The sequence below is a fragment of the Corynebacterium sp. HMSC076D02 genome, assembly GCF_001813815.1.
GTDB classification, from domain to species: Bacteria; Actinomycetota; Actinomycetes; order Mycobacteriales; family Mycobacteriaceae; genus Corynebacterium; species Corynebacterium simulans.
Window position 1 is genome coordinate 1 of the sequence record NZ_KV814068.1, and the last position, 1,332, is coordinate 1,332.

Sequence of the window (1,332 nt, forward strand, 5' to 3'; positions counted from 1 at the left end):
GGGGGATTACCGCCGCCGGCCTCGATTTTTCCGTTGAGGAGGGCGTTGACTACTTCCCGATTGTGAAATGGGCCGATGGCGCGGTGAAGAGGAACCAGTCACCTGGAAGAGATCGATCCAGTCGCTGGTGTGCAATCTGGGAGGTAGGGTTGCGGGGTCGATTCCTCGCGAGCGCAACCATGATTGTGTCTCTGAACGTGATGAAAACAACCCTGCCCTTCGGAGAATTTCCCCTATCCCGCGTCCCCGGGCGGTGAAAACGGTGTGCACCATCGCCTGAAAGGCTTTGCGTTGCTCTATCGGGATCTTCGGGTCACCCACCCGGCGGATCACTAAGATCCCCCCGTCAACGTTTGGCTGTGGCCGGAAAGCAAACCTTGGTACTCGGGAACCAAGGTGAAACGTGAACCATGGGGACCACTGAGCTGTCATCATCGTGCTTGCACCTACCCCGGCCCGGCGGCGAGCGACTTCCCACTGCATGAGGAGTACAGCGTCAGTCCATGCCGGCGCATGCAACAGCTTTCGAAGAATGGCAGTGGTGAGGTGAAAGGGAATGTTTCCCACAATGACGCAGGGAGTGGCGGGTAACGGGAAGTTGAGGAAATCATCATGGACCACTTCGACCGACGCCGAGGCGGTCTTTTTTGTGAGTTTGGCAGCTAGTTTTGCGTCTACCTCAACTGCCGTTATTGCCCTCCCCAAGTGGGATATCGGGTGAGTGAGGGCACCGCTTCCTGGCCCGATCTCAATGATGGGGCCGGAGGTTTGTTTTACAAGATCGACGATGGAGTTGATGATCTTGTGGTCTGTGAGAAAATTTTGGCCATGTTCGTGACGGCCGTATCCGTATGTAGACATCAGGTGTGCTCCGTGGAGTTGAAACGGAGCCGGGCATGGCAAATGGCCGCCCGGCTAAAGGACCGGAGCGGTTTCTAACCTGCGGGAGGGAGAAAACCGCCTTAGCGGCTGGTGAGCGGCCGCATGAAAACGGAACCTGAAATCAACATGGGCCTATCGTATCCAATTAATTTCGCAGGGTCCAATACGGTGAGAAAGAAGACAACCGCACCGCAACAGTGCAAGACCTCTCTGGATTGGAATTTGTCCTACCTTCGGCTCGTCGTACAGACGCCACTGGCGTATTTTGTCTCTGGGCAACGAGGGGGAGTTACCCCCACCTCCGGATGTTTTTAAGGTGCACCCCTTATTACGCTGTGGTGCGGGAGTAGTTTTGTCCGACTGATCGGACTACCCACCGACGTGGGGCGGGTAGTTCGAGGTCCCAGCAGATGATCGCGTCGATTTCGCCGCGTTCAAAGGATGCCACCA

At 56.4% G+C, this 1,332-nt stretch carries 1 protein-coding gene; it reads right to left on the reverse strand.

Annotation, left to right across the window (positions count from 1 at the left end):
• Positions 1-6 precede the first annotated feature (6 nt).
• Positions 7-861 carry a 23S ribosomal RNA methyltransferase Erm gene (gene erm / locus HMPREF2935_RS09710; RefSeq protein ID WP_049172293.1) on the reverse strand — a complete coding sequence of 285 codons (855 nt, stop codon included), beginning with the start codon at positions 859-861 and terminating at the stop codon, positions 7-9.
• Positions 862-1,332 lie beyond the last annotated feature (471 nt).

Coding starts and splice junctions, on each gene's coding strand:
- erm (WP_049172293.1), bottom strand. CDS start 861: ATGTCTACATACGGATACGGCCGTCACGAACATGGCCAAAATTTTCTC.